We start from the raw sequence: 19,737 nt of genomic DNA, 5'->3' as shown, positions 1-19,737 counted from the left end.
TGGCGCGGTCTGGCCACTCGATACGACAAGACCGCCACCATCTACCTCGCCGGACTCCACATCGCCGCCATCTTCATCTGGTCGGCAAGATGATCCGAAAGAAACGGCCTAGGGCGCCATCACTCCGCGTCCGGGCCGTACACCTCGACCCTGTCCGAAACGCGACGCACATGAATGCAGTCCCCCGGGCACTCCTTCGCCGAGTCCACCACGTCCTGCAACAGCGGCAACGGCACCGGCGTCGTCGCCCCCGCCTCCTGCAACAGCTCGTCGTCCGCGCTCTTCACATACGCCAGACCGTCGATGTCCAGCTCGAACACCTCAGGGGCATACTGGGCGCAAATCCCGTCACCCGTGCACAGGTCCTGGTCGATCCAGACCTCCAGAGCCTCTCCGGCCGCCTGGGTCGGAGCCTCGTGCTGCGCGGTCATATGCCCTGCCGTTTCCTGCGTCGGGTCAAGCGTCATCAAGTAAGTCCGGCCCTCCCTGGCGGGTGTTGGCCACCCACGACGATACAACCGGCAGCTTTCCGACGCTGATGGGTGGGTATTCCCTTGACGTGAGGGAGAGCGCAAGGGTGAAGATCGGACACACCCCGAGAGTCTTTGTGATCTAGGGGTTTCAATCATCACCCACACAGGTAGGGTCTGGAAGCGTCCAGCTCCCCTTGGAGGAGGTGAGGACCGTGGCAGCCCACGACGACGACATCAACCGCGGCATCCGGCCGGGGCGGGGGTCTGAAGACCCAGCCGGCCAGGTTGCCTATCTCGAGCAGGAAATCGCCGTCCTGCGACGCAAGCTCGCCGACTCTCCGCGGCACACGAGGATTCTCGAGGAGCGGATCGTCGAGCTGCAGACCAACCTGGCCGGAGTGTCCGCACAGAACGAGCGGCTCGCCAACACGCTCCGTGAGGCCCGCGACCAGATCGTGGCCCTCAAGGAAGAGGTCGACCGCCTCGCGCAGCCACCCGCCGGCTTCGGTGTCTTCCTGCAGGCGAACGAGGACGGCACCTGCGACATCTTCACCGGCGGCCGCAAGCTCCGCGTGAACGTCAGCCCCAGCGTCGAGCTCGACGAGCTCAGGCGCGGCCAGGAAGTCATGCTCAACGAAGCGCTCAACGTGGTCGAGGCCATGGAATTCGAGCGCGCCGGGGACATCGTCACCCTCAAGGAGATCCTCGAGGACGGCGAGCGCGCCCTGGTCATCGGCCACACCGACGAGGAACGAGTGGTCCGGCTCGCCGAGCCCCTGCTGGACGTCACCATCCGGCCCGGCGACGCCCTCCTCCTCGACCCCCGCTCCGGATACGTCTACGAGGTCATCCCCAAGAGCGAGGTCGAAGAGCTCGTCCTCGAAGAGGTGCCCGACGTCGACTACACCAAGATCGGCGGTCTGGGAAACCAGATCGAGCTGATCCGCGACGCCGTCGAGCTTCCCTACCTCTACCCCGACCTCTTCCAGGAGCACGAGCTGCGGCCCCCGAAGGGCATCCTGCTGTACGGCCCCCCCGGCTGCGGCAAGACGCTCATCGCCAAGGCCGTCGCCAACTCCCTTGCGAAGAAGGTCGCCGAGGTCACCGGACAGCCCGCCGGGAAGAGCTACTTCCTCAACATCAAGGGCCCCGAACTCCTCAACAAGTACGTCGGCGAGACCGAGCGGCACATCCGCCTCGTCTTCCAGCGTGCCCGCGAGAAGGCCGGCGAGGGCACCCCCGTCATCGTCTTCTTCGACGAGATGGAATCCCTCTTCCGCACCCGTGGCTCCGGCGTCAGCTCGGACGTGGAGAACACCATCGTCCCGCAGCTCCTCGCCGAGATCGACGGCGTGGAAGGCCTTGAGAACGTCATCGTCATCGGCGCCTCCAACCGCGAGGACATGATCGACCCGGCGATCCTGCGCCCCGGCCGCCTCGACGTCAAGATCAAGATCGAGCGCCCCGACGCCGAGGCCGCCAAGGACATCTTCGGCAAGTACCTCACCCCGTCCCTCCCGCTGCACGCGGACGACCTCGCCGAGCACAACGGCTCCAAGGACGCCGCCGCACACGCCATGATCCAGTCGGTCGTGGAGCAGATGTACGCGGAATCCGAGGAGAACCGGTTCCTCGAGGTCACCTACGCGAACGGCGACAAGGAAGTCCTCTACTTCAAGGACTTCAATTCCGGCGCGATGATCCAGAACATCGTCGACCGGGCCAAGAAAATGGCCATCAAGGCCTACCTCGACCACAACCAGAAGGGCATCCGCGTCTCCCACCTCCTCCAGGCATGCGTGGACGAGTTCAAGGAGAACGAAGACCTGCCCAACACCACCAACCCGGACGACTGGGCCCGCATCTCCGGCAAGAAGGGCGAACGGATCGTCTTCATCCGCACCCTCGTCACCGGAAAGCAAGGCGCGGACACCGGACGCTCCATCGACACGGTGGCGAATACCGGCCAGTACCTGTAAACACGCAGAACCGGCTGCGGATGACCGGAACCCCCTCGGGGGACGGCATCCGCAGCCGCCTGCTTTCCCCAGGTACCGGCCACACAGGGACCCACACCGGAGCAATGTCACAATTGATCTCCCCGCCGAGGCAAAGGCGCTCTAGGCTCTTCCGTACCGCCGATGTGCGACGTGCGGGGTCGGGCACCGCACACGCATCGGAGGACCGGTACTCGAGCGCCGATCCCCCGCGGGGACGCCGCCGGGCAAGGAGGGCCGCATGACCGTACGGCGAGTAATGGGCATCGAGACGGAGTACGGAATCTCCGTCCCAGGGCACCCCAACGCCAATGCCATGCTCACCTCGTCCCAGATCGTCAACGCCTACGCGGCGGCGATGCACCGGGCGCGCCGCGCCCGCTGGGACTTCGAGGAGGAGAATCCGCTGCGCGACGCCCGCGGCTTCGACCTCGCCCGCGAAGCCGCCGACGCCAGCCAGCTCACCGACGAGGACATCGGCCTCGCCAACGTCATCCTGACCAACGGCGCCAGGCTCTACGTCGACCACGCCCACCCCGAGTACAGCGCCCCCGAGGTCACCAACCCGCGCGACGCCGTCCTCTGGGACAAAGCCGGCGAACGCATCATGGCCGAAGCGGCCGAACGCGCCGCCCAGCTCCCCGGCGCCCAGCCCATCCACCTCTACAAGAACAACACCGACAACAAGGGCGCCTCCTACGGCACGCACGAGAACTACCTCATGAAGCGGGAGACCCCCTTCTCGGACATCGTGCGCCACCTCACCCCCTTCTTCGTCTCCCGCCAGGTCGTCACCGGCGCCGGCCGCGTCGGCATCGGGCAGGACGGCCAGGAGCACGGCTTCCAGATCAGCCAGCGCGCCGACTACTTCGAAGTCGAGGTCGGCCTGGAGACCACACTCAAACGGCCCATCATCAACACCCGCGACGAGCCCCACGCCGACGCCGAGAAATACCGCCGCCTCCATGTGATCATCGGCGACGCCAACCTCTCCGAGATCTCGACGTACCTGAAGCTCGGCACGACGTCCCTGGTCCTGTCCATGATCGAGGACGGCTTCATCACCGTCGACCTCGCCGTCGACCAGCCAGTACGCACCCTCCACCAGGTCTCCCACGACCCCGGCCTCCAGCGCCTCATCACCCTCCGCAGCGGCCGCACGCTCACCGCCGTACAACTCCAGATGGAGTACTTCGAGCTCGCCCGCAAATACGTCGAGAACCGCTTCGGCGCCGACGCCGACGAACAGACCAAGGACGTCCTCGTCCGCTGGGAGGACACCCTCAACCGGCTCGAGAACGACCCCATGAGCCTCGCCGGCGAACTCGACTGGATCGCGAAGCGCGAGCTCATGGAGGGCTACCGCCGCCGCGACAACCTCGACTGGGACGCCGCCCGCCTCCACCTCGTGGACCTCCAGTACGCCGACGTACGCCCCGAGAAGGGCCTGTACAACCGTCTGGCGGCCCGCGGGAAGATGAAGCGCCTCCTGGACGAGACCGAGGTCGAACGGGCCGAGAAGCAGCCACCTGAGGACACCAGGGCCTACTTCCGCGGCCGCTGCCTGGAGCAGTACGCCGACGACGTCGCCGCGGCCTCCTGGGACTCCGTGATCTTCGACCTCCCCGGCCGCGACTCCCTCCAGCGCGTCCCCACACTGGAACCGCTGCGGGGTACCCGGAACCACGTGAAGGAGCTCCTGGACCGCTGCCGCACCGCGGAAGAGCTGGTCCGGGTCCTTTCCGGCGGCTGAAAGGGGCTTCGCGGGGCCACCACAGGGAATCATGAAGGTGGCCCCCCGACGTTCAGAAAGACAGGGCCGATGTCAGACCGGGCTTGTAGGGTCTGATCTTGAGACACCTGACCAAGCGGGCAAACCGAGCGGGGTGAGGGATATGGCGACCAAGGACACCGGCGGCGGCCAGCAGAAGGCCACGCGCTCCACCGAAGAGGTCGAGGAGCAGACCGCCGAGGCGCAGGCCTCGGAGGACCTCAAGGAGCGCCACGAGAAGCTGAGTGACGACGTGGACTCCGTCCTGGACGAAATCGACGATGTGCTCGAAGAGAACGCCGAGGACTTCGTGAGGTCCTTCGTTCAGAAGGGCGGAGAGTGATTTCACCTTAGGATCGAAGGTGAAGTCGGGGGGTTTGGGGTGCGTGAAGAGTCGCAGCCCAGGCGATGCTCGCGGTCTAAGCAGCGGCTGCCGCGAGCATCGTTGCCGCCCCGCCCGAGCATGTGGATCATTGCCACGCTACGGGTAAGGTCCGTGGCGTACTGTGCTTCAACTGCAATTCGGCCATTGGCAAGCTGCGTGATGATCCCAGCATCGTCCGGCGGGCCGCTGCATACCTGGAGGGGAACTCGTGGAAGCCAACACTCGTAGCACCGGGCGTCTACCAGCTGCCTTCCTGACGCCTGGGTCGTCGTCCTTCATGGACTTCCTGGCCGAGCACTCGCCCGAGATCCTGCCGGGCCGGCGGACGCTGCCGCCGGTGCAGGGGGCCATCGAGGCGCCGCACGGCACGACGATCGTCGCGGCGACGTTCGCCGGGGGCGTGGTCCTGGCCGGTGACCGGCGGGCGACCATGGGGAACATGATCGCGCAGCGGGACATCGAGAAGGTGTTCCCTGCGGATGAGTACTCGGCCGTCGGAATCGCCGGTACGGCCGGCCTGGCCGTGGAGATGGTGAAGCTGTTCCAGCTGGAGCTGGAACATTTCGAGAAGGTCGAGGGGGCGCAGCTCTCGCTGGAGGGCAAGGCGAACCGGCTCTCGACGATGATCCGCAGCAATCTGGGCATGGCCATGCAGGGTCTGGCCGTGGTCCCGTTGTTCGCCGGCTGGGACGTGGACCGTGAGAAGGGGCGGATCTTCTCGTACGACGTCACGGGTGGCCGTTCCGAGGAGCAGGGGTACGCGGCGACGGGGTCGGGTTCGCTGTTCGCGCGCGGGTCGATGAAGAAGCTGTACCGCGAGGACCTCAGCGAGCAGCAGGCTGTCACGCTGGTGGTGCAGGCGCTGTACGACGCGGCGGACGACGATTCGGCGACGGGCGGTCCGGATGTGGCGCGGCGGATCTATCCGATCGTCACGGTGATCTCGGAGGACGGGTTCCGGCGGCTCACGGATGCGGAGTCGTCGGATGTGGCCCGGTCGATCCTGGAGCGCCGGATGGAGTACCCGGACGGTCCTCGGGCCGAGCTGCTCTGATGTTTTCCCCGCGACTGACAGAAAGGGACGGATAGCCGGTGTCGACGCCGTTCTATGTCTCACCCCAGCAGGCCATGGCCGATCGGGCGGAGTATGCCCGTAAGGGCATCGCGCGGGGTCGGAGCCTTGTTGTGATGCAGTATGCCGACGGCATTGTCTTCGTCGGTGAGAACCCGTCCCGTGCGCTGCACAAGTTCAGCGAGATCTATGACCGGATCGGTTTCGCCGCCGCCGGAAAGTACAACGAGTACGAGAATCTGCGGATCGGCGGCGTCCGGTATGCGGATCTTCGGGGTTACACCTATGACCGGGATGATGTGACGGCGCGCGGTCTGGCGAATGTGTACGCGCAGACGCTGGGCACGATCTTCTCGAGTGCGGGGGAGAAGCCGTACGAGGTGGAGCTGGTCGTCGCCGAGGTGGGTGTGTCGCCGGAGGGTGACCAGATCTACCGGTTGCCGCACGACGGGTCGATCGTGGATGAGCACGGTTCGGTGGCGGTCGGTGGCAATGCGGAGCAGATCAGCAGTTTCCTGGACCAGCGGCACCGGGACGGTATGTCGTTGGCGGAGGCGTTGAAGCTGGCGGTTCAGGCGCTGTCACGGGACACCAATGGCAGTGAGCGGGAGATTCCCGCGGAGCGGCTTGAGGTGGCGGTGCTGGACCGTACGCGTCCGCAGTCGCGGAAGTTCAAGCGGATCGTGGGGCGGCAGTTGGCGCGGTTGCTGGCGGCCGAGGAGCCGGCGAGTGCGCCGACGGATGCTGCCGGTGACGAGTCGGAGGGCTCTGAGGGTTCGGAGTCGTAGTTCCGGTCGTTCTTGTGTGGGCGTTGCCCCGGTCCGCCTTGGTGGTGGGCCGGGGTTTCGTGTGTCCGGGGGCGGGCGACGGCGGGGTCAGCCGGGTGGGGGCGGGGCGGTGGAGCCGCGGGTGACGAGGGTGACGGGGAGGTCGCCGGCTTCGGGCGTTCGGCCGTCGAGTACGGCGAGGAGTGCTTCCATGCCGCGCTCGCCGATGTGTTCGGCGGGGAGGCGGACGGTGGTGAGCTCGGGTTCGAGCGCGGTGGCGAGGGCGAGGTCGTCGAAGCCGGTGACGGAGATGTCTTCAGGGACGCGGAGGCCGAGGCGGCGTACGGCTTTGCAGGCGCCGGCGGCGAGGATGTCGTCGTCGCAGAGGAGAGCGGTGGGGCGGGGGCCGGGGCCGGCGAGGGCCTGTTCGGCGGCTTCGCGGGCGGCGGTGACGTCGAGGGGGGCGTGCGTGGTGCGGAGGGTGACGTCGGGGTGGGCGGCGAGGTGGGCGGTGAGGGCGCGGGCGCGGGCGTCGAAGGTCCAGGAGGGTACGGCGGAGGCGAGGTGGACGAGGCGCCGGTGGCCGAGGCCGATGAGGTGGTCGGTGACGCGGCGCATGCCGTCGGCGACGTCGAGGTTGACGTGGGCGGCGGGGCCGGGGTCGGCGGGGTCGCTGTCGAGCATGACGAGGGGGAGGCCGGTGCCGCGGAGGGCGGTGAGGGCGTCGGCGGCCATGGAGGAGGCGATGACGCCGTCGAGGGCGGCGCGTGCGGAGGCGAAGGGGTCCTTGGCGGGGCCGGTGCCTTCGGGGGAGGGGTAGAGGACGACGCCGAAGCCGTGGCGGGCGGCGACGGTGGCGGCGCCGGCGTAGACGCGGGCGAAGAATTCGTTGGTGAGGGCGGGGACGACGAGGAGGGCGGTGCGGGTGCGCCCGAGGCGGAGGTTGCGGGCGGCGAGGTTGGGGCGGTAGCCGAGGTCGCGGGCGGTGTCGCGGACGAGTCCTGCGGTGCGTTCGGAGACGCGGCCCTGCCATTTGCCGCCGAGGACGAGGGAGACGGTGGCCTGCGAGACGCCGGCGGCGCGGGCGACGTCGCGGCTGGTGGGGCGGGGTGCGCCGGCCGTTCCGTCGGGGGTGGCCGGGGGCTTCACATCGGTCTCCTCGCGGTGGTGGTGCGGTGGTGCCGGATGGGCGGTGGTCGTGGGGTGGACCTGTGGGTTGCCGTCATGGTACGTATGACGCTCTGGACGTTATACGTACAACCTCGGCGGTGCGCCGACGGGAGGGGCAGGCCATGGGCGGGGCAGGCGGCGGTTACGCCGACATTCTGAGGGCGCCGCACGCCGCTCGGCTGCTCGTGGGGACGCTGGTGGGCCGGCTGCCGAGCGGTACGGCGCACATCGCGATCGTGCTGTTCGTACGGGCGGAGGGCGGCGGCTACAGCCTGGCCGGTGCGCTGGCGGCGGCGTACGGGCTGGCGACGGCGGTGGGGCAGCCGCTGCTGGGCCGGGCGGTGGATCTGTACGGGCAGCCGCGGGTGCAGTTCCCGGCGGCGGTCGTGTCGGCGCTGGGCATGGCCGTACTGGCGCTGACGGGCATCGTGTCGCTTCCGCTGGCGTTCGCCGCGGCGGTGGTGGCGGGGCTGTTCACGCCGCCGCTGGAGGGCGGGCTGCGGGCGCTGTGGCCGAGTGTGCTGGGCCGGGAGGACCGGGTGCACCGGGCGTACGCGCTGGACGCGGTGGCGCAGGAGGTCATGTTCACGGTGGGGCCGCTGCTGGTGACGTTGCTGGTGTGGCTGTGGTCGCCGGCGGCGGCGCTGCTGGTGATCAATGCGGCGGGGCTGCTCGGCGCGCTGTCGGTGGTGGTGTCGGCGCCGTCGCGCGCGTGGCGGTCGGAGCCGCGGGAGGCGCACTGGCTGGGGGCGCTGCGGTCGGGCGGGCTGCTGGCGCTGCTGGGTTCGTTCTTCTTCGTGGGCCTGGCGCTCGGTTCGATCACGGTGGCGGCGCTGGCGTACGCGGACGGCAACGGCGGGGACGGGGTGTACGGCGGGCTGATGGCGGCGCTGGGTCTGGGTGCCCTGGTCGGTGGTCTGGTGTACGGGGCGCGTCCGTGGGCGGGTGCGCCGGAGGCGCGGCTGCGGTGGCTGGTGGGGCTGCTGGCGCTGGGGTATGCACCGTTGCTGCTGACGCCGGGGCCGGTGGCGATGACGGTGCTGGCGGGGGTTTCGGGCGTGTTCCTGGCGCCGGCGATCGCGTGCGCGTTCATCGTGGTGGACCGGCACGCTCCGCGGGGCACGGTGACGGAGGCGTTCTCGTGGCTGGTGACCACGTTCGGGGTGGGTGCCGCGGCGGGGGCCGCGGTGGCGGGCCCGGCGCTGGAGCTGGCGGGTACGGGGGCGGGATTCGGGGTGGCCGCGGCGGGTGGTGCGGCGGCCCTGGCGGTGCTGCTGGTGACGCGCCGGCCGTCGGCGATTCCGCCGCGTACGGCGCTGGACGCGGCCGAACATGTGGTGCGCGTATCGGAAAATGATCGAAACGGTACCGTCCAACCCGGTTTCAGCGGGGGCCGTCAGGCGTAATGTTCTGTCATGGACCGCCGCATTTTCGGGCTGGAGAACGAGTACGGCGTCACGTGCACGTTCAGGGGACAGCGCCGACTGTCTCCTGACGAAGTGGCGCGCTACCTCTTCCGCCGTGTCGTGTCATGGGGCCGCAGCAGCAACGTGTTCCTGCGGAACGGTGCCCGTCTGTACCTGGACGTGGGATCGCATCCGGAATACGCAACGCCTGAATGCGACAACGTGACCGAGCTGGTCACGCACGACAAGGCCGGCGAGCGCATTCTGGAAGGTCTGCTCGTGGACGCCGAACGCCGCCTGCACGAGGAGGGAATCGCGGGCGACGTCTATCTCTTCAAGAACAACACCGACTCGGCGGGAAACTCCTACGGCTGCCACGAGAACTACCTCGTCGCGCGGCACGGGGAGTTCTCGCGGCTCGCGGACATCCTCATTCCGTTCCTGGTCACGCGGCAACTGCTCTGCGGGGCGGGCAAGGTGTTGCAGACGCCGCGCGGTGCCGTGTACTGCGTGAGTCAGCGCGCCGAGCACATCTGGGAGGGTGTCAGCTCGGCGACGACCCGCTCCCGGCCCATCATCAACACCCGGGACGAGCCGCACGCGGACGCCGAGCGGTACCGGCGTCTGCATGTCATCGTCGGCGACTCCAACATGTCGGAGACGACGATGCTGCTGAAGGTCGGCGCGACCGACCTGGTCCTGCGCATGATCGAGGCGGGTACGGTCATGCGGGACCTGACCCTGGAGAACCCGATCCGGGCGATCCGCGAGGTCAGCCATGACATCACGGGCCAGCGCAAGGTGCGTCTGGCGAGCGGCCGCGAGGCGTCCGCCCTGGAGGTCCAGCGCGAGTACTTCGAGAAGGCCGCGGACTTCGTCGACCGGCGCGGGATCCGCACGGGCACGGTGGCGCAGGTCCTGGAGCTGTGGGAGCGGACGCTCGACGCGATCGAGACGGAGGAGCTCGACCGGATCGGCACCGAGATCGACTGGGTGATGAAGTACAAGCTCCTGGAGCGGTACCGGGCCAAGCACAACATGACGATGTCGCACCCGAGGATCGCGCAGATAGACCTCGCGTACCACGACATCCACCGCCGGCGGGGGCTGTACTACCTGCTGGAGAAGAAGGGGCAGGCCGCCCGGGTCTGCAACGATCTGAAGATCTTCGAGGGCAAGTCGGTGCCGCCGCAGACCACGCGGGCCCGGCTGCGCGGCGACTTCATCCGGCGGGCGCAGGAGCAGCGCCGGGACTTCACGGTGGACTGGGTGCATCTGAAGCTGAACGACCAGGCACAGCGCACGGTGCTGTGCAAGGACCCGTTCCGGTCGGTCGACGACCGGGTGGAGAAGCTCATCGCCGGCATGTGAGCCGGTACGGAGGAGCACGCGGTACGAGGGGCCCGCGCCGGACCGTTCCGGTGCGGGCCCCTCGCCGTGCCGTCCGGGTGGCGGGCCCTGGGGAACGTGACGGGAGGCGCGTACGTTGCTCGTGCGGTGCGTACCGCACGCCGTAAAGTGGCGCGCACGTCCATCGCAAGATCGATCCCCGACCAGATACGAGGCTTCCCGTGCGTCGTCGCTCCCTCCTTCTCGCCGTGCCCGCCGGCCTGCTCACGCTCGCGGGATGCGGCGAGGAAAGCTCAGACAAGGACAAGGTCGGCGCCTCTGTGTCGCCGGAGGCGTCGCCGGATGCCTCCCCGAAGGTGGTGGACGGTCCTCTGCCGGCCATCACGGGCGGGACGAAGTTCGGTGAGAAGCCGGTCGTCGCCAAGGGCTCGGGCAAGCCGTCCACGGATCTGGCCGTGAAGACGGTCATCGCGGGTTCCGGTGCGACGATCGCCGAGGGCGACTGGCTGCGGGCGCACTACCTGGGGCAGATCTGGAACACCGCCGAGGTGTTCGACAACTCGTACGACCGTAAGAAGCCGCTGGTCATCCAGCTCGCACAGGGCAAGATCATCGACGGTTGGCGGATCGGTCTTGCGGGCAAGAAGGTCGGCAGCCGTGTCGAGATGGCCGTGCCGCCGTCGCTGGGCTACGGCGAGCAGGGCCAGGGCGGCATCAAGGGCACGGACACGATGGTCTTCGTCATCGACGTGCAGGAGACCTTCAACGGCAAGAGCTCCGCCAAGGGCAAGGAGGTCCCGCAGGACGACGTGGCCCTGCCCAAGGTCGGTACGAACACCGACGGCAAGGCGCCGGAGATCACGGTGCCGAAGGCCGCCGCGCCCAAGAAGCTCGTCTCCCAGTACGTGCTGGAGGGGGACGGCGAGGTGGTGCAGGCGACGGACACGCTGCTGCTCCAGTACAAGGGCGTGCTGTGGGACGGCGGCAAGGAGTTCGACTCCAGCTACTCGCGCGGCCAGCTCGCCGACTTCCCGCTCCAGCAGCTCATCAAGGGCTGGCAGGAGGGTCTGGCCGGCAAGAAGGTCGGCAGCCGTGTGATGCTCGTCGTCCCGCCGGACAAGGGCTACGGCGACCAGGCGTCGGGGGAGATCCCGGCCAACTCGACGCTGGTCTTCACGCTCGACATCCTCGCGAAGATGTAGGGGTGCCCTTCCTCATCTGCGAGACTGTGCAGGTTGTGCACAAGCGATCAACAGGAGCATTTTCGTGAGCATCGACAAGCCGGAGATCGACTTCCCGGAGGGCCCCGCGCCGACGGACCTGGAGATCCAGGACATCTGGGAGGGCGACGGCCCCGTGGCCAAGGCCGGCGACATGGTGCAGGTTCACTACGTGGGCGTCTCCTTCTCCTCCGGTGAGGAGTTCGACGCGTCCTGGAACCGCGGCAAGCCGCTGGCCTTCCAGCTCGGTGCCGGCCAGGTCATCCCGGGCTGGGACCAGGGTGTGCAGGGCATGAAGGTCGGTGGCCGTCGGAAGCTGGTCATCCCGCCGCACCTGGCCTACGGCGACCGCGGCGCCGGCGGCGGCCGCATCGCGCCCGGCGAGACGCTGATCTTCGTCTGCGACCTCGTGTCGGCCTGAGCCGTACGAACCTCAGCGCCGTACGACGGCGCTGCCGAGGGCCCGTGCCTCCGTGCGCGGGCCCTCGGCGTTCGCGTGACATCCCACCCGTTGCCCCATGTGTTCGAGCGGACACGGGGGCGACTTTTGTCACGACACCCCGGGGCGGTACGGTCATCGGGCGATAGTGACTCCATACGAAGAGGTGCTGGGCGTCGATGGCCATTGCCAAGGCCGAGCGGCTGATGAATCTCGCGCTGTGCCTGCTGGGCACCCGGCGGCCGCTCAGCAAGCGCGAGCTGCGGGGCTCGATCGAGGCATATGTCGAGGCCTTCGGGCCGGGCAGAGGTGCGGCCTTCGGACCGGGCAGGGGCGCTGCCTCCGGGTCCGGCGACGGCGGCTCCGGCGGAGCCGACGACTCGTTCAACCGCATGTTCGAGCGGGACAAGGACGATCTGCGGGAGCTCGGCCTGGTCATCGAGACCGTCGAGAACCTGGACGGCGAGACCGGCTACCTCGCCCGCCGCGACTCCAACCGCCTCCCGCCCATCCACCTCGACGCCGAGGAGGCCGCCGCGCTCGGCCTGGCCGCCAAGGTGTGGCAGCAGGCCCGGCTCGCCGGCGCGGCCAGCGGCGCCCTGCAGAAGCTGCGCGCCGCCGGCATGCCCGAGGCCGGGGACCCGTACGACGACCGGCCGGGCGCCCTGGAGCCCCGTATCCCCGTCCACGAGTCGGCGTTCGAGCCGCTGATGCTGGCCTGCCGCGACCGGCGGCCCGTCGTCTTCGCGTACCGCAAGTCCAACGCCGCCCACGCCGAGACCCGGCACGTCGAGCCGTGGACCCTGGAGTGCTGGCGCGGCCACTGGTACCTGGCCGGCTGGGACCGCGACCGCGGCGCGGGGCGGGTCTTCCGGCTGTCCCGGATCACCGGCAAGGTCCGCTCCCGCGCCGGGAAGTTCACCGCGGACGTGCCGGACGTGTCGACGGTCCGCGAGACCGTGGAGCGCTGGGCGGGCGAGAACGCCACGCGTACGGCGCTGATCCGGCTGCGCGCCGACTGCGGCTACCCGCTGCGTTCCCGCGCCCTGTCCGTGCGGGAGTGCGGCGACGGGTGGGACGAGCTGGAGATCCCGTACGGGCACGGCCTGGACGCCTGGCTGGTCGAGTTCGGGCCGGACGTCGTCGTACTGGAGCCCGCTGATCTGCGGGCGGATGTCGTGGACCGGCTGCGTGCCGTGGCCAAGGGCTGCTGACGGACTGCTGAGGGAACGGACGGACGAGCGAGCGATGGCTCCCAACGCGATCGACCAGACCAGGCGGATGCTGTCCCTGGTGACCTATCTGCGGGAACGCCCCGGCGCCCACGTCGGGGACGTGGCCCGGGCCTTCGGCATCACCGAGGCGGAGCTGATCGCCGACCTCGACGTCCTGCCCATGTGCGGCACCAGCTTCCGCGGCGGTGATCTGCTGGACATCGACACCGACGGCGAGCAGATCTGGTGGCACAACCCCGACGACGTGGCCGCGCCGCTGCGGATCGCCGCCGACGAGGCCACCGCGCTGCTGGTCGCCGCCCGCGCCGTGGCGACCCTGCCGGGGCTGCGCGAGGGCGACCGCGAGGCGCTGCTGCGGGCCACCGCGAAGCTGGAGGCCGCGGCCGGCGAGGCGGCGGGCGCCAGCTCCCGGCTGTCGGTGACGTTCGAGTCGGAGGGCGGTGTGTTCGCCGAGGTCGACCGGGCCATCTCGGAGCGGCGCCGGCTGTGGCTTCGCTACTACTCGCCGGCCCGGGACGAGCTCACGGAGCGCGAGGTCGACCCCATCCGGCTGTTCGCCGTCGGCCACACGTATATGGAGGCGTGGTGCCGGCTGTCGGAGGCGCGGCGCACGTTCCGCCTCGACCGGGTGGCCGAGATCCGGCTGCTCGACGAGCCGTCGGCGCCGCCCGAGATCGAGCTGCGCGACCTGTCCGAGGGCCTGGTCCAGCCGTCCGCCGACGACCCGGAGGTCGTGGTCGAGGTGGGGCCCGGCGGCCGGTGGGTCGCGGAGTACTACCCGCACGACAGCGCCGACGAGCTGCCCGACGGCGGGCTGCGGATCACGCTGCGCACCCCGGACCCGGCGTCGCTGCGGCGGCTCGCCCTGCGTCTGGGCCGGGACGGCCGGATCGTGTCGCCGTCCGCCCTCGCGGAGAGCGCCCGGCAGGCCGCGCGGGACGCGCTCGCCGCGTACGAGTGAGCAGGGAAGCACGGAAGCACGGAAGCCGGAAGCACTGAAGAGAACTGAAGAGAGCTGAAGAGATGGGGGAGATGAGAGTCATGGGTGATATGGGGGAGATGTCTGATACGTCTCTTCTGTCCGGCATTCCGGCGCCGCGCGGCCCGGTCGTCTTCAAGGCCGCCTGCCCCGACTGCCGCGCCCGCCTGGAGCTCTCGGCGGGATCCCTGCGCCTCGCCATCGGAGCCAGCCGCCGCACCACCTTCTACTCCTTCACCTGTCCCGAGTGCGGCTCCGCCGTCCGCAAGCCCGCCGGCGAACGCATCGTCGAACTCCTCACCGGCGGCGGCGTGCGGACGCTGCGACTCCACTCCACCGTCTGACACCGTCTAGGCTCACCCCCATGTTCTGGCCCATGCTCGCCGTCGCCCTGGGATTCCTCGGCATCGCCGTCCTCGGTGCCCTCGGCATCCGGGTGTTCATCGAGGCCCAGCGCCTCGGCCGTCAAGTGGCCCACACCACACAGGCCGTCGGCCGCGCCGCAGAGGACCTGGAACGGGCCGCCACCGACCTCGCCCGCACCGGCGAGGCGCTGCCCCGCGGGTAGCGGCGTCGCAGCTGCGCGTATGCCGGGGGATTGCCCGGCGTTTACCCGTGAGGGTTACGATGACTACTCGTGCGGACGGTCACTCTGTCCTGCGTCCGCGCTGCTCCCGCTTCAGGTGACCTCGGTCAGAAGGTAGGCAAACATGGGTCAGATCGGCATCTGGCAGCTGGCCATCATTCTGGGGATCGTCGTACTGCTCTTCGGCGCCAAGAAGCTGCCCGAGGTGGCGCGTTCGCTGGGCAAGTCGGCCCGCATCCTCAAGAGTGAGGCCGCCGCCATGAAGAGCGACGGCCCCGCCAAGGACGACGCGCAGGGCGCCGGCACCGCCGAGCAGACCGCCGCGCCGAAGACCATCCAGGCCGCCCCCGGCGACGTCGCGTCCGCCCGTCCTGTCGAAGAGCCGAAGCGCACCGCGCAGGGCTGACATTCCCCGGTTCACCACAGGCAAGCGGGCAGCCGCCCCGACGGGCGGCTGCTCTACGAGATAGGGACGTGGGTTGCTCAAGTCCGCCCGCAAGAAGGACAGGGACCCCGAGGGGCGGATGCCCCTCGTCGAGCATCTGCGCGAGCTGCGCGACCGGCTACTCAAGGCGCTCCTGGCCTTCGTGCCACTGCTGATCGTGGCGCTGTTCTTCTCCAAGGACATCGCCGAGTTCCTCAGCGAGCCGGTGCCGCGCTGCACCAGCGAGCAGGATCCGCGCGCGCTGGCGGGCAAGTGCGCCGTGCTCTCACAGATCGGCATCACGTCCCCGTTCACGACGTACGTCAAGGTCGGCATCATGGCCGCCCTGGTCGCCTCCGCCCCGGTCTGGCTCTACCAGCTCTGGGCGTTCATCGCTCCGGGCCTGCACAAGAACGAGAAGAAGTACGCGATCTCCACCGTCGTGGTGGGCACGCCGCTCTTCGTCTTCGGCGCCTGGCTCGCGTACAAGATCCTCCCGCTGGCCGTCCCGGTCATGCTCAGCTTCAGCGTCGACGGCTCGGTCAACTACATCACCGTCGACGACATGATCGGCATGACGGTCAAGCTGGTCCTCGCCTTCGGAATCGCCTTCCAGCTGCCACTGCTGCTCTGTCTGCTCAACGCCGGCGGCGTGGTCAGCGGCGCCCGCATGCTGGGCTGGTGGCGCGGCATGGTCATGGGTATCGCGATCTTCTCCGCGATCGTCACGCCCACCGACCCGCTGTCGATGATCGCGCTGGCCGTACCGATGACCGCCCTGTACTTCGCCGCCGTCGGCTTCTCGCTCCTCAACGACCGCCGCAAGCGCCGCGGCGAAGGCCCCGAGCTGAGCGACGACGAGGCCTCCACGCTCGACCTCACGCCCGACGACATCGGCCCCACCCAGCCCGTCGGCGCCCCCCGCGCCCTGCCCGAGCAGGCGACCGGCGAGGCGGACGGCTCCGCAGGGCGCCGGGTCAACGGCTACGACGACATCACCTGACGCAGCACCGCGATCACCCTCCGCACCGGCCGGCCGCACCAGCACCACGCGGCCGGCCGGAGCCGTGCCGGGGGGCGAACAAGGTCGAATAAACGCTGAGCTGACTGTCGGCGCCGCCGGGTAGTCTCGATAGCAAGATGACAGACGACCTCACACCAGCGGAGGCGTACGCGGCCGCCCGGCGCAGGGCCGCCGAGCAGGCCACCGCGTTCGCCGCCTTCCGCGACCTCTACGACTTCGAGCTGGACCCCTTCCAGATCGAGGCATGCCACGCCCTGGAAACAGGCAAGGGCGTGCTCGTCGCCGCACCGACCGGCTCGGGCAAGACCATCGTCGGCGAGTTCGCCGTGCACCTCGCCCTGGAGCAGGGCCGCAAGTGCTTCTACACCACGCCGATCAAGGCGCTCTCCAACCAGAAGTACACCGACCTCGTCAAGCGCTACGGCCCCGGCAAGGTCGGCCTGCTCACCGGCGACAACAGCGTCAACTCCGACGCGCCCGTGATCGTGATGACCACCGAGGTCCTCCGCAACATGCTGTACGCGGGCTCCCAGGCGCTGCGCGGCCTCGGATACGTGGTGATGGACGAGGTCCACTACCTCTCCGACCGGTTCCGCGGCGCCGTCTGGGAAGAGGTGATCATCCACCTTCCCGAGTCCGTGACACTCGTGTCGCTCTCCGCGACCGTGTCCAACGCCGAGGAGTTCGGCGACTGGCTCGACACCGTCCGCGGCGACACCGAAGTGATCGTCTCAGAGGAACGGCCCGTGCCGCTGTGGCAGCACGTCCTCGCCGGCCGCCGGGTCTACGACCTCTTCGAGGAGGAGACCGACCACGGCGGCCGCGGCGTCACCCGCCGCGAGGTCAACCCCGACCTGGTGCGCCTCGCGCGGATGGAGAACTCGCGCACGTACAACCCGCGCGACCGGCGGCGCGGCAAGATGGTCCGCGAGGCCGACCGCGAGCGCGAGCGCCGGCAGCGCTCCCGGATCTGGACGCCGGGCCGCCCCGAGGTGATCGAGCGGCTCGACGCCGAGGGCCTGCTGCCCGCGATCACGTTCATCTTCAGCCGCGCCGGCTGCGAGGCCGCCGTCCAGCAGTGCCTGTACGCCGGGCTGCGGCTCAACGACGAAGAGGCACGCCACCGCGTCCGCGAGATCGTCGAGGAGCGCACGGCGTCCATCCCGCCCGAGGACCTGCACGTCCTCGGCTACTACGAGTGGCTGGAAGGCCTGGAGCGGGGCATCGCCGCGCACCACGCCGGGATGCTGCCCACCTTCAAGGAGGTCGTCGAGGAGCTGTTCGTGCGCGGCCTCGTCAAGGCGGTGTTCGCCACCGAGACGCTGGCGCTCGGCATCAACATGCCCGCCCGTTCGGTGGTGCTGGAGAAGCTCGTCAAGTGGAACGGCGAGCAGCACGCCGACATCACCCCCGGCGAGTACACCCAGCTCACCGGGCGCGCAGGGCGGCGCGGCATCGACGTCGAGGGCCACGCCGTGGTCCTGTGGCAGCGCGGCATGGATCCGACGCACCTCGCGGGCCTCGCCGGCACGCGTACGTATCCGCTGCGGTCCAGCTTCAAGCCGTCGTACAACATGGCGGTCAACCTGGTCGACCAGTTCGGCCGGCACCGCTCGCGCGAGCTGCTGGAGACGTCGTTCGCGCAGTTCCAGGCGGACCGTTCCGTGGTGGGCATCTCACGGCAGGTGCAGCGCAACGAGGAGGGCCTGGAGGGCTACCGGCAGGGCATGACCTGCCACCTCGGCGACTTCGAGGAGTACGCGCGGCTGCGCCGCGAACTGAAGGACCGTGAGACCGAACTGGCCAAGCAGGGCGCGGCCCAGCGGCGCGCCGCCGCGGCCACGGCCCTGGAGCGGCTGAAGCCCGGCGACGTCATCCATGTGCCGACCGGCAAGTTCGCCGGCCTCGCGCTGGTGCTGGACCCTGGCCTGCCGGCGGGGCGGTCCAACGGGCACCGCGGGTTCGAGCACCAGGACGGGCCGCGGCCGCTGGTGCTGACGGCGGAGAGGCAGGTGAAGCGGCTCGCCTCGATCGACTTCCCGGTGCCGGTGGAGCCGTTGGAGCGGATGCGGATCCCGCGGTCGTTCAACCCGCGTTCGCCGCAGTCGCGCCGTGACCTGGCGTCCGCGCTGCGCACCAAGGCCGGGCACATCGAGCCCGAGCGGCATCGCAGGCAGCGGTCCGCCGCGGCCGACGACCGCGAGATCTCCCGGCTGCGTACGGCCCTGCGGGCGCATCCGTGCCACGGCTGCGACGAGCGTGAGGACCACGCCCGCTGGGCGGAGCGCTACCACCGGCTGCAGCGAGACACCCGGCAGCTGGAGCGGCGCATCGAAGGCCGTACGAACACGATCGCCCGCACCTTCGACCGGATCGTGGCGCTGCTGACGGAGCTGGACTACCTGCGCGCCGACGAGGTCACCGAGCACGGCAAGCGGCTGGCCCGGCTCTACGGCGAGCTGGACCTGCTGGCGAGTGAATGCCTGCGCGAACGCGTGTGGGAGGGCCTCGACCCGGCCGAACTGGCCGCCTGCGTCTCGGCCCTGGTGTACGAGGCACGGCAGTCCGACGACGCGGTCGTCCCGAAGGTCCCGTCCGGCAGGGCCAAGGCCGCGCTGGGCGAGATGGTGCGGATCTGGGGCCGCCTCGACGCTCTGGAGGAGGAGTTCCGGATCCACCAGGCGGAGGGCGTGGGCCAGCGTGAGCCGGACCTCGGCTTCGCGTGGGCGGCCCACCAGTGGGCGTCCGGCAAGGGGCTGGACGAGGTGCTGCGCGAGGCGGAGATGCCCGCCGGTGACTTCGTGCGCTGGTGCAAGCAGGTCATCGACGTCCTCGGGCAGATCGCCGCGGCGGCCCCCACCGAGAACAGCACGGTGGCCAAGAGCGCCCGCAAGGCCGTGGACGGGCTGCTGCGCGGGGTCGTCGCGTACAGCTCGGTGGGCTGACACCGGCCAGACGACCGGAGGCTGATGGGTCGTCACATCGCGTGACGGCCCAGCTCCTTGCCGGCCGGCCGCCGCGGGCTTCCGCCCTTGACGGCCCGTATCGCGAGGAACACCAGCAGGCCGACCGGGGACAGGAAGACGGTCAGCACCAGCAGGGGGGCGGTGACCAGCGGACGCAGGCCCAGCCTGCGGGACTCCAGGAACATCCACTGGCCGATCAGCAGGTCCCAGGCGATGACCTGCGCCCAGATCGCCCCCGCCCCGTCCGCGAGCGCGGTCAGCGCGCGGAACGCCTCCAGGTCCGGCTCGCGGACGGCCGCCCACAGTTCGGGCACGACGGGCGCGGCCAGGCCGAGGTAGACCGCCACGATCGGTACGGCGGTCAGCGGCGACGCGGCGATCCGTGCCGTCCACGACCAGCCGGGCGCCAGGATCATCAGCGCCCAGACGGGCGCGGCCAGCAGGAAGGCCAGTTCGAAGAGGACGACGGTCAC

Annotated in this window: 19 protein-coding genes and 1 pseudogene; 17 read left to right on the top strand and 3 right to left on the bottom strand. The window is 69.7% G+C overall.

Annotated elements, in window-relative coordinates; translation table 11 throughout:
• Positions 1–119: 119 nt before the first annotated feature.
• Complete coding sequence (locus HTZ82_RS19565; RefSeq protein WP_175410717.1) at positions 120–431, bottom strand: ferredoxin; 312 nt, start codon at positions 429–431, stop codon at positions 120–122.
• 254 nt (positions 432–685) lie between these two features.
• Between HTZ82_RS19565 and arc the strand changes: the two genes are divergently transcribed.
• The 6 genes and pseudogenes from arc to prcA all read left to right on the top strand — a co-directional run bounded on the left by arc (position 686) and on the right by prcA (position 6,486).
• The gene (arc, locus tag HTZ82_RS19560; protein ID WP_175410716.1) at positions 686–2,452 is read left to right on the top strand and encodes a proteasome ATPase; all 1,767 of its coding nucleotides are present in this window, start codon (positions 686–688) and stop codon (positions 2,450–2,452) included.
• Between the two features lie 259 nt (positions 2,453–2,711).
• Positions 2,712–4,223 (top strand): depupylase/deamidase Dop, encoded by a 1,512-nt coding sequence (gene dop, locus HTZ82_RS19555; protein ID WP_217624342.1) that lies wholly within the window; start codon positions 2,712–2,714, stop codon positions 4,221–4,223.
• A 142-nt stretch (positions 4,224–4,365) separates the two neighbouring features.
• Complete coding sequence (locus HTZ82_RS19550; RefSeq protein ID WP_041822104.1) at positions 4,366–4,584, top strand: ubiquitin-like protein Pup; 219 nt, start codon at positions 4,366–4,368, stop codon at positions 4,582–4,584.
• Positions 4,585–4,691: 107 nt separating this feature from the next.
• Positions 4,692–4,883, top strand: a pseudogene (locus HTZ82_RS19545) (endonuclease VII domain-containing protein); the annotation flags it as partial.
• Positions 4,835–5,680, top strand: coding sequence for a proteasome subunit beta (prcB, locus tag HTZ82_RS19540; RefSeq protein WP_175410715.1), 846 nt, complete (start codon positions 4,835–4,837; stop codon positions 5,678–5,680). The pseudogene HTZ82_RS19545 and the gene prcB, both read left to right, overlap by 49 nt.
• Positions 5,681–5,718: 38 nt before the next feature.
• Positions 5,719–6,486 (top strand): proteasome subunit alpha, encoded by a 768-nt coding sequence (gene prcA, locus HTZ82_RS19535; RefSeq protein ID WP_175410714.1) that lies wholly within the window; start codon positions 5,719–5,721, stop codon positions 6,484–6,486.
• 87 nt (positions 6,487–6,573) lie between these two features.
• Here prcA and HTZ82_RS19530 read toward each other — a convergent pair whose 3' ends face one another.
• On the bottom strand, positions 6,574–7,614 hold the full coding sequence (locus HTZ82_RS19530; RefSeq protein WP_175410713.1) for a LacI family DNA-binding transcriptional regulator: 1,041 nt from the start codon (positions 7,612–7,614) through the stop codon (positions 6,574–6,576).
• Positions 7,615–7,757: 143 nt separating this feature from the next.
• Between HTZ82_RS19530 and HTZ82_RS19525 the strand changes: the two genes are divergently transcribed.
• The 11 genes from HTZ82_RS19525 (at position 7,758) to HTZ82_RS19475 (ending at position 19,243) form a co-directional block, all read left to right on the top strand.
• Entirely contained in the window at positions 7,758–9,041 is a 1,284-nt protein-coding gene (locus HTZ82_RS19525; protein WP_175410719.1) for an MFS transporter, read from the top strand.
• A 9-nt stretch (positions 9,042–9,050) separates the two neighbouring features.
• Entirely contained in the window at positions 9,051–10,412 is a 1,362-nt protein-coding gene (pafA, locus tag HTZ82_RS19520; protein ID WP_175410712.1) for a Pup--protein ligase, read from the top strand.
• A gap of 200 nt (positions 10,413–10,612) precedes the next feature.
• Complete coding sequence (locus tag HTZ82_RS19515) at positions 10,613–11,593, top strand: FKBP-type peptidyl-prolyl cis-trans isomerase (RefSeq protein WP_175410711.1); 981 nt, start codon at positions 10,613–10,615, stop codon at positions 11,591–11,593.
• Positions 11,594–11,657: 64 nt separating this feature from the next.
• Positions 11,658–12,032 carry an FKBP-type peptidyl-prolyl cis-trans isomerase gene (locus tag HTZ82_RS19510; RefSeq protein WP_175410710.1) on the top strand — a complete coding sequence of 125 codons (375 nt, stop codon included), beginning with the start codon at positions 11,658–11,660 and terminating at the stop codon, positions 12,030–12,032.
• 197 nt (positions 12,033–12,229) lie between these two features.
• The gene (locus HTZ82_RS19505) at positions 12,230–13,264 is read left to right on the top strand and encodes a YafY family protein (RefSeq protein ID WP_175410709.1); all 1,035 of its coding nucleotides are present in this window, start codon (positions 12,230–12,232) and stop codon (positions 13,262–13,264) included.
• Positions 13,265–13,298: 34 nt separating this feature from the next.
• Positions 13,299–14,246 carry a YafY family protein gene (locus HTZ82_RS19500; protein WP_175410708.1) on the top strand — a complete coding sequence of 316 codons (948 nt, stop codon included), beginning with the start codon at positions 13,299–13,301 and terminating at the stop codon, positions 14,244–14,246.
• Between the two features lie 89 nt (positions 14,247–14,335).
• The gene (locus HTZ82_RS19495) at positions 14,336–14,608 is read left to right on the top strand and encodes a hypothetical protein (protein WP_175410718.1); all 273 of its coding nucleotides are present in this window, start codon (positions 14,336–14,338) and stop codon (positions 14,606–14,608) included.
• Between the two features lie 20 nt (positions 14,609–14,628).
• The gene (locus HTZ82_RS19490; protein WP_175410707.1) at positions 14,629–14,832 is read left to right on the top strand and encodes a hypothetical protein; all 204 of its coding nucleotides are present in this window, start codon (positions 14,629–14,631) and stop codon (positions 14,830–14,832) included.
• A gap of 142 nt (positions 14,833–14,974) precedes the next feature.
• The gene (tatA, locus tag HTZ82_RS19485) at positions 14,975–15,256 is read left to right on the top strand and encodes a Sec-independent protein translocase subunit TatA (RefSeq protein WP_175410706.1); all 282 of its coding nucleotides are present in this window, start codon (positions 14,975–14,977) and stop codon (positions 15,254–15,256) included.
• Positions 15,257–15,329: 73 nt separating this feature from the next.
• Complete coding sequence (gene tatC / locus HTZ82_RS19480) at positions 15,330–16,277, top strand: twin-arginine translocase subunit TatC (RefSeq protein ID WP_175410705.1); 948 nt, start codon at positions 15,330–15,332, stop codon at positions 16,275–16,277.
• A gap of 137 nt (positions 16,278–16,414) precedes the next feature.
• Entirely contained in the window at positions 16,415–19,243 is a 2,829-nt protein-coding gene (locus tag HTZ82_RS19475; protein ID WP_175410704.1) for an RNA helicase, read from the top strand.
• Positions 19,244–19,275: 32 nt separating this feature from the next.
• Here the strand turns inward: HTZ82_RS19475 and HTZ82_RS19470 are convergent.
• The coding region (locus tag HTZ82_RS19470) for an ABA4-like family protein (RefSeq protein ID WP_254711969.1) at positions 19,276–19,737 on the bottom strand (462 nt) is incomplete at its 5' end.

The organism is Streptomyces sp. TRM64462, assembly GCF_013362995.1.
Lineage (GTDB): Bacteria > Actinomycetota > Actinomycetes > Streptomycetales > Streptomycetaceae > Streptomyces.
Note: the sequence above shows the minus strand (reverse complement) of the source record. Positions and strands in the feature narration are given on the sequence as shown.

Excerpts from the sequence above, each read along its gene's own strand:
- HTZ82_RS19565 (WP_175410717.1), bottom strand. The coding sequence starts at position 431 with ATGACCGCGCAGCACGAGGCTCCGACCCAGGCGGCCGGAGAGGCTCTG.
- dop (WP_217624342.1), top strand. The coding sequence starts at position 2,712 with ATGACCGTACGGCGAGTAATGGGCATCGAGACGGAGTACGGAATCTCC.
- HTZ82_RS19550 (WP_041822104.1), top strand. The coding sequence starts at position 4,366 with ATGGCGACCAAGGACACCGGCGGCGGCCAGCAGAAGGCCACGCGCTCC.
- HTZ82_RS19525 (WP_175410719.1), top strand. The coding sequence starts at position 7,758 with ATGGGCGGGGCAGGCGGCGGTTACGCCGACATTCTGAGGGCGCCGCAC.
- pafA (WP_175410712.1), top strand. The coding sequence starts at position 9,051 with ATGGACCGCCGCATTTTCGGGCTGGAGAACGAGTACGGCGTCACGTGC.
- HTZ82_RS19505 (WP_175410709.1), top strand. The coding sequence starts at position 12,230 with ATGGCCATTGCCAAGGCCGAGCGGCTGATGAATCTCGCGCTGTGCCTG.
- HTZ82_RS19500 (WP_175410708.1), top strand. The coding sequence starts at position 13,299 with ATGGCTCCCAACGCGATCGACCAGACCAGGCGGATGCTGTCCCTGGTG.
- HTZ82_RS19495 (WP_175410718.1), top strand. The coding sequence starts at position 14,336 with ATGGGGGAGATGTCTGATACGTCTCTTCTGTCCGGCATTCCGGCGCCG.
- HTZ82_RS19490 (WP_175410707.1), top strand. The coding sequence starts at position 14,629 with ATGTTCTGGCCCATGCTCGCCGTCGCCCTGGGATTCCTCGGCATCGCC.
- tatA (WP_175410706.1), top strand. The coding sequence starts at position 14,975 with ATGGGTCAGATCGGCATCTGGCAGCTGGCCATCATTCTGGGGATCGTC.
- HTZ82_RS19475 (WP_175410704.1), top strand. The coding sequence starts at position 16,415 with ATGACAGACGACCTCACACCAGCGGAGGCGTACGCGGCCGCCCGGCGC.